The organism is Rhizobacter sp. P3_B12, from assembly GCF_056402895.1.
The window spans coordinates 1-7,396 of the sequence record NZ_JBFUGN010000234.1; the positions used below are offsets into that span (position 1 = coordinate 1).

At 65.9% G+C, this 7,396-nt stretch carries 4 protein-coding genes; all 4 read right to left on the bottom strand.

All coding sequences use genetic code 11. The features are described from left to right. Positions 1-247 precede the first annotated feature (247 nt). The 4 genes from lpdA to aceE are packed head-to-tail and all read right to left on the bottom strand — an operon-like array spanning position 248 to position 7,113. The gene (gene lpdA, locus AC1D01_RS14455) at positions 248-2,053 is read right to left on the bottom strand and encodes a dihydrolipoyl dehydrogenase (protein WP_477867322.1); all 1,806 of its coding nucleotides are present in this window, start codon (positions 2,051-2,053) and stop codon (positions 248-250) included. A gap of 2 nt (positions 2,054-2,055) precedes the next feature. Further along, entirely contained in the window at positions 2,056-2,634 is a 579-nt protein-coding gene (locus AC1D01_RS14460) for an Ntn hydrolase family protein (RefSeq protein WP_477867324.1), read from the bottom strand. Positions 2,635-2,647: 13 nt separating this feature from the next. After that, positions 2,648-4,372: a dihydrolipoyllysine-residue acetyltransferase gene (gene aceF / locus AC1D01_RS14465; RefSeq protein WP_477867326.1), complete on the bottom strand. Its 1,725-nt coding sequence runs from the start codon at positions 4,370-4,372 to the stop codon at positions 2,648-2,650. Positions 4,373-4,407: 35 nt separating this feature from the next. After that, positions 4,408-7,113 carry a pyruvate dehydrogenase (acetyl-transferring), homodimeric type gene (gene aceE / locus AC1D01_RS14470; RefSeq protein WP_477867328.1) on the bottom strand — a complete coding sequence of 902 codons (2,706 nt, stop codon included), beginning with the start codon at positions 7,111-7,113 and terminating at the stop codon, positions 4,408-4,410. Positions 7,114-7,396: the final 283 nt, after the last annotated feature.

Consider the following 7,396-nt stretch of genomic DNA (forward strand, 5'->3'; position numbering starts at 1 on the left):
GGACGGGTCGCCGGAGCTGGCTGGTTTCATGGCCCGCGTGCGCAGCACGCTTCGTGCACTGACTGTCGCCGACTGTTTGACCACAACGAACGAAGTGAGTGACGGGAGTTTCGGCGACGGGCCATGAAACCAGTCAGCGCAGGGGAGTCATCGCCCCCGGGGCGATGACCGACCCGGCCGGCGAGCCACAGCCTACCCACCCGCGCCTTTGCCGCACAGACGCAGACGCAGACGCAGACACAGCAAACTACCGCTTCACCGGCGGCAGATCCGTACAGGCACCTTCGAATGCCTCCGCCGCCAACCCGATGGTCTCGCCCAGCGTCGGGTGCGGATGGATCGTGCGGCCGATGTCCACCGCATCCGCGCCCATCTCGATCGCCAGCGCAATCTCGCCGATCATGTCGCCCGCATGCGTGCCGACGATGCCGCCGCCGACGATCGCATGCGTGGTCTCGTCGAACAGCAGCTTCGTGAAACCCTCGTCGCGGGTGTTCGCGATCGCACGGCCCGACGCGTTCCACGGGAACAGGCCCTTCTTCACCTTCAGCCCCTTGGCCTTCGCCTCGTCCTCGGTCACGCCGACCCAGGCCACTTCCGGATCGGTGTAGGCCACACTCGGGATCACGCGCGCGATGAACTCGGCCTTGGCGAGATGCTCGTCACCCAGTTGCTCGCCAGCCGCGACTTCCGCCGCCACATGCCCCTCATGCGTCGCCTTGTGCGCCAGCATCGGCTGGCCAACGATGTCGCCGATCGCGAAGATGTGCGGCACGTTGGTGCGCATCTGCACGTCCACCGGGATGAAGCCGCGATCGCCGACCACCACGCCGGCCTTCTCGGCACCGATGCGCTTGCCGTTGGGCACGCGGCCCACCGCCTGCAGCACCAGGTCGTACAGCTGCGGCTCCTTCGGCGCGCCCTCGCCCTCGAAACGCACCAGGATGCCGTCCTTCGTCGCCTCGGCACCAACGGTCTTCGTCTTCAGCATGATGTTGTCGAAGCGCGGCGCATTCATCTTCTGCCACACCTTCACCAGGTCGCGGTCGGCGCCCTGCATCAGGCCGTCCAGCATCTCGACCACGTCGAGCCGCGCACCGAGCGACGAATACACCGTGCCCATCTCCAGGCCGATGATGCCGCCGCCGACGATCAGCATGCGCTTCGGGTTCTGGCGCAGTTCGAGCGCGCCGGTCGAGGTGACGACGCGCGGATCATCCTTCGGCAGGAATGGCAGCTTCACCGCCTCGGAACCGGCCGCGATGATCGCGCGCTTGAAACGGATGGTCTGCGTGCCGCCCTTCGCGAGCGCCACGGTGATGTGGTGCGGATCGGCGAACTCGGCCGTGCCCTGCACCACCGTCACCTTGCGCATCTTGGCCATCGCGGTCAGGCCGTTGGTCAGCTTGCCGACGACCTTTTCCTTGTGCTTGAGCAGCTTGCCCAGATCGACGCTCGGGGCCTGGAAGCCGATGCCCAGCGCATCGAAGTGCTTGACCTCGTCCATCACCGACGCCACGTGCAGCAGCGCCTTCGACGGAATGCAGCCGACGTTCAGGCACACGCCGCCGAGGGTCGCGAAGCGCTCGATCATCACCGTCTTCAGGCCGAGGTCGGCAGCGCGGAAGGCAGCCGAGTAGCCGCCCGGGCCGGCGCCGAGCACGAGCATGTCGCATTCGAGGTCGACCGTGCCGGAGAACACTTCCGTTCGCACTGAGCTTGTCGAAGTGCCCGCACCACTCTCCGTTCGCCCTGAGCTTGTCGAAGGGCTCGCTGCCTGAGCAGGGGCTTCGACAGGCTCAGCCCGAACGGATTCACTGGCCTCCAGCGCCAGGATCACCGACCCCTGGTTCACCACGTCGCCCACCTTCACCTTGACGTCCTTCACGACGCCGGCATGCGACGACGGGATCTCCATCGAGGCCTTGTCGCTCTCCACCGTGATCAGCGACTGCTCCGCCTTCACCGTGTCGCCGGGCTTGACCAGCAGCTCGATGATGGCCACGTCCTTGAAGTCGCCGATGTCCGGGACCTTGATGTCGATCAGTGCCATGCTCAGTCTTTCGCCTTCAGTTTGATCGTGTGGGCCTTGATCGGCCCGGCCGAGTTCTTGTCGAATTCGCAGCCGGCGCGCACGCCCAGCTCGGCGATCTCGCGCGCGGTCAGCTTGCCACCGTACACGCCGTACATCGCGCCCAGCGCGAACGCACGGCCCGAGCCGATCGCCCAGAAGCGGTCGAACTCGAACACCTCGCGGTACGAATACACGCCGTAGATGCCGGTCGCGTTGGCGATCAGCGCCGTGAACTGCGAGCTCTCGTACGGGTCGGCGTCTTCTTCCTTCGGGTTCAGGAAGAAGGTCTCCTTCAGCTTCGGGTGCACCTTCAGGAAGGTGTCGAACACCTCGTCGCGCGAGTGCAGCTTCAGGTCGTCGGGCGGCAGGCTGTTCAGCACCCGCCGCAGCACCGGGAAATGCGCCGTGGTGCCGGCCATGCCGACCCACGAATCGCCGACGCGGAACAGCTTCTCGTTCTCTTCATACCCATGCGCCAGCCGCGTGTCCCCGAAGGTCACGAGGCTGTCGGACGCGAGCGCCACCTGGGTTCCCTTGCGGACCACCACCACGGTCGTCATGGGGTGGCTCCGTTCAGAGCAGGACGCGGCGGAAGTCGGCCAGGATCTGCGCGAGGTAGGTGTTGAAGCGCGCCGCCGAGGCGCCGTCGATCACCCGGTGGTCCCAGCTCAGGCTCAGCGGCAGGATCAGGCGCGGCTGGAAGGCCTTGCCGTCCCACACCGGGCGCGTCGCCGACTTGCACACGCCGAGGATCGAGACCTCCGGCGCGTTGATGATCGGCGTGAAGTAGGTGCCGCCGATGCCGCCCAGCGAGCTGATCGAGAAGCAGCCGCCGGTCATCTCGGCCGGAGACAGCTTGCCCTCGCGCGCCTTGCCGGCGAGCTCGTTCATCTCCTTGCTGATCTGCAGGATGCCCTTCTTGTCGGCATCCCGGATCACCGGAACCATCAGCCCGTTCGGCGTGTCGGCCGCGAAACCGATGTGGAAGTACTGCTTCAGCACCAGCTGCTCGCCGTCGAGCGAGGCGTTGAACTCGGGGAACTTCTTCAGCGCCGCGACGCAGGCCTTGATCAGGAAGGCCAGCATCGTGACCTTGACGCCCGACTTCTCGTTCTCCTTGTTCAGCTGCACGCGGAAGGCTTCGAGCTCGGTGATGTCGGCATCGTCATGGTTGGTGACGTGCGGGATCATCACCCAGTTGCGATGCAGGTTGGCGCCGCTGATCTTCTTGATGCGCGAGAGATCCTTGCGCTCGACCGGGCCGAACTTGGTGAAGTCGACCTGCGGCCACGGCAGCAGGCCGGGGAAGCCCGAGCCACCTGCAGCGCCCGCAGCCGCACCGCCGCCGGCCGGGGCCTTCGCCGCCTGCGCCCGGGTCTGCTGGCCGCCGGCCATCACGGTCTTCACGAAGGCCTGCACGTCGTCCTGCGTGATGCGGCCCTTCGGCCCGCTGCCCTTCACCTCTTCCAGCGGCACGCCGAGTTCGCGTGCGAACTTGCGGATGCTGGGCGAGGCGTGCGGCAGGTCGGTCTTCAGGACCGAGGGGTCGTGCGCGGGAACATCCGTTCGCACTGAGCTTGTCGAAGTGCCCGATTGTCCTGAGCCTGTCGAAGGGACTGAGCTTGTCGAAGGGTTGCTCGCGGGTTGCGCAGGGGCTTCGACAGGCTCAGCCCGAACGGAGTTTGCGGCCTGCACCGTCGCGATCAGCGAGCCCTTCCTGACCTTGTCGCCGACCTTCACCTTCAGGTCCTTCACGACGCCGGCATGCGACGACGGGATCTCCATCGAGGCCTTGTCGCTCTCGACCGTGATCAGCGACTGCTCGACCTTGACCGCATCGCCCGGCTTGATGAAGACCTCGATCACCGCGACCTCGTCGAAGTCGCCGATGTCGGGGATCACCACGTCGACCACTTCCGTTCGCACTGAGCTTGTCGAAGTGCCCGACTGTCCTGAGCCTGTCGAAGGGACTGAGCTTGTCGAAGTGCCGGCCGCGACGGGCGCCGGTGCTGCGGCACGAGGGGCTTCGACAGGCTCAGCCCGAACGGGGTTGGCCCCGCCCGCCGCCTCGATCACCAGCAGCAGGCTGCCCTCGTTGATCTTGTCGCCGAGCTTGACCTTCAGCTCCTTCACGACGCCCGCGTGCGACGACGGGATCTCCATCGAGGCCTTGTCGCTCTCCACCGTGACGAGCGACTGCTCGGCCTTCACCGTGTCGCCCGGTTTCACGAGCAGTTCGATGATCTCGACGTCCTTGAAGTCGCCGATGTCGGGGACTTTCACTTCCACCAATGCCATGCTGGGTCTCCGGCGTGTTCTTGTGGCGTAGCCGTTCAGGCGTACAGCGGGTTGATCTTGTCAGCGTTGATGCCGTACTTCTTGATGGCCTCGGCCACCTTCTCGGCCGGCAGCGTCCCTTCGTCGGCCAGCGCCTTCAGCGCCGCGACGACGATGTAGTGCCGGTTCACCTCGAAGTGCTCGCGCAGCTTGCTGCGGAAATCGCTGCGGCCGAAACCGTCGGTGCCCAGCACCTTGTAGCTGCGGCCCTTCGGGATGAAGGCGCGGATCTGGTCGGCGTAGTTCTTCATGTAGTCGGTCGATGCGATCACCGGGCCGGCGTACTTGTCGAGCTGCTGCGCGACGAACGGCACGCGGGCCTTCTCGGTCGGGTGCAGCAGGTTCCAGCGCTCGCAATCCTGCCCGTCGCGTGCCAGCTCGTTGAAGCTCGGGCAGCTCCAGACGTTGGCCGACACGCCCCACTCCTTGCTCAGCAGCTCCTTGGCGGCCATCGACTCGCGCAGGATCGTGCCCGAGCCGAGCAGGTTCACGCGCGGCGTCTTCTTCGCGCCCTCTTCGAGCAGGTACATCCCTTTGATGATCTGTTCTTCGGTGCCAGCCTTCAGGCCCGGCATCGGGTAGTTCTCGTTGAGCAGCGTCAGGTAGTAGTAGACGTTGTCCTGCTTCTCCACCATGCGCTTCAGGCCATGGTGCAGGATCACGCCGACCTCGTGCGCGAAGGTCGGGTCGTAGCTGATGCAGTTCGGGATCGTGCCGGCCAGGATGTGGCTGTGGCCGTCCTCATGCTGCAGGCCCTCGCCGTTCAGCGTGGTGCGGCCCGAGGTGCCGCCCAGCAGGAAGCCGCGCGCCTGCATGTCGCCGGCCGCCCAGGCCAGGTCGCCGATGCGCTGGAAGCCGAACATCGAGTAGTACACGTAGAACGGCACCATCACGCGGTTGTTCGTCGAGTACGACGTGGCCGCGGCGATCCAGCTGCTCATGCCGCCGGCCTCGTTGATGCCTTCCTGCAGGATCTGGCCGGCCTTGTCCTCGCGGTAGTACATCACCTGGTCCTTGTCGACCGGCGTGTAGTTCTGCCCCGCGGGGTTGTAGATGCCGATCTGGCGGAACAGGCCTTCCATGCCGAAGGTGCGCGCCTCGTCGACGAGGATCGGCACCGCGCGCGGGCCGAGCTCCTTGTCGCGCAGCAGCTGCGTCAGGAAACGCACGTAGGCCTGCGTCGTCGAGATCTCGCGGCCCTCGGCGGTCGGCTCGAGCACGGCCTTGAAGGTCTCGAGATCAGGCACCTTCAGCTGCTCGTCGGCCTTGGTGCGGCGGTGCGGCAGGTAGCCTCCCAGCGCCTGGCGGCGGGCGTGCAGGTACTGCATCTCCGGCGTGTCGTCGGCCGGCTTGTAGAACGGGATGTCGGCCAGCTTGTCGTCGGGGATCGGGATGTTGAAGCGGTCGCGGAAGGCGCGCACATCCTCGTCGACCAGCTTCTTGGTCTGGTGGGCGGTGTTCTTGCCCTCGCCGATCTTGCCCATGCCGAAGCCCTTGACGGTCTTGATCAGCAGCACCGTCGGCTGGCCCTTGTGCTTGGTCGCGCGGTCGTAGGCGGCATACACCTTGTGCGGATCGTGGCCGCCGCGCTGCAGGCGCCAGACCTCGTCGTCGCTCATCTTCGCGACCATCTCCAGCATCTTCGGATGGCGGCCGAAGAAGTTCTTGCGCACGAAGGCGCCGTCGTTCGCCTTGAAGGCCTGGTAGTCGCCGTCGACGGTGTCCATCATCACCTTGCGCAGGATGCCGTCCTTGTCCTTGGCGAGCAGCGGATCCCAGTAGCTGCCCCACAGCAGCTTGATGACGTTCCAGCCGGCACCGCGGAACTCGCCTTCGAGCTCCTGGATGATCTTGCCGTTGCCGCGCACCGGGCCGTCCAGGCGCTGCAGGTTGCAGTTGACGACGAAGATCAGGTTGTCGAGCTTCTCGCGCGCCGCCAGGCCGATGGCGCCCAGCGATTCGGGCTCGTCCATCTCGCCGTCGCCGCAGAACACCCACACCTTGCGGTTCTCGGTGTTGGCGATGCCGCGGGCGTGCAGGTACTTCAGGAAGCGCGCCTGGTAGATCGCCATCAGCGGGCCCAGGCCCATCGAGACGGTCGGGAACTGCCAGAACTCGGGCATCAGCTTCGGATGCGGGTAGCTCGAGATGCCCTTGCCGTCGACCTCCTGGCGGAAGTTCAGCAACTGCTCCTCGGTGAGGCGGCCTTCCATGTAGGCGCGGGCGTAGACGCCGGGCGACGAGTGGCCCTGGATGTAGAGCAGGTCGCCGCCATGCCCTTCACTCTCGGCGTGCCAGAAGTGATTGAAGCCGGTGCCGAACATCGTCGCGAGCGACGCGAACGACGAGATGTGGCCGCCCAGGTCGCCGCCGTCGGCCGGGTGCAGGCGGTTCGCCTTCACCACCATCGCCATCGCGTTCCAGCGCATGTAGGCGCGCAGCCGCTCCTCGATGTCGACATTGCCGGGGGAATGCTCCTCCTGGTCGACCGGGATGGTGTTGACGTAGGCCGTGTTCGCCGAGAACGGCACGTCGATGCCGGCCTGCCGTGCGTGGTCGATCAGCTGTTCGAGCAGGAAATGCGCGCGTTCACCGCCTTCCGCACCGATCACCGCCGACAGGGCGTCCAGCCATTCGCGGGTTTCCTGCGAATCGGCGTCGTTCGCCGCTGCACCGAGGAATGACTCCGGGTTTGCTGCCATGCTTGTCTCCGTCAAGTTGAACTTTTTCAGGCGGCGGCAGTGTCGCACAACTCCAAAAGCTTTCCAAATTGCGCGATCTCGTTTCGTATTGTGGGATTTCTTCGTATCCGACAGCGCCGGCGCATCGCCCCCAGGTACCTCCGGACCGGTTGACCGCAGCCGGCCCTCGATAATCGTTCCATGCAGCCGTTGAACCACCCGCCTCCGCGCAGTACCCCTCTCCCGAGCGCGGCCCAGAGAATCTTCGGCCTGTGGTGGCGGCGCCAGTCGCTCGCCCGCCAGG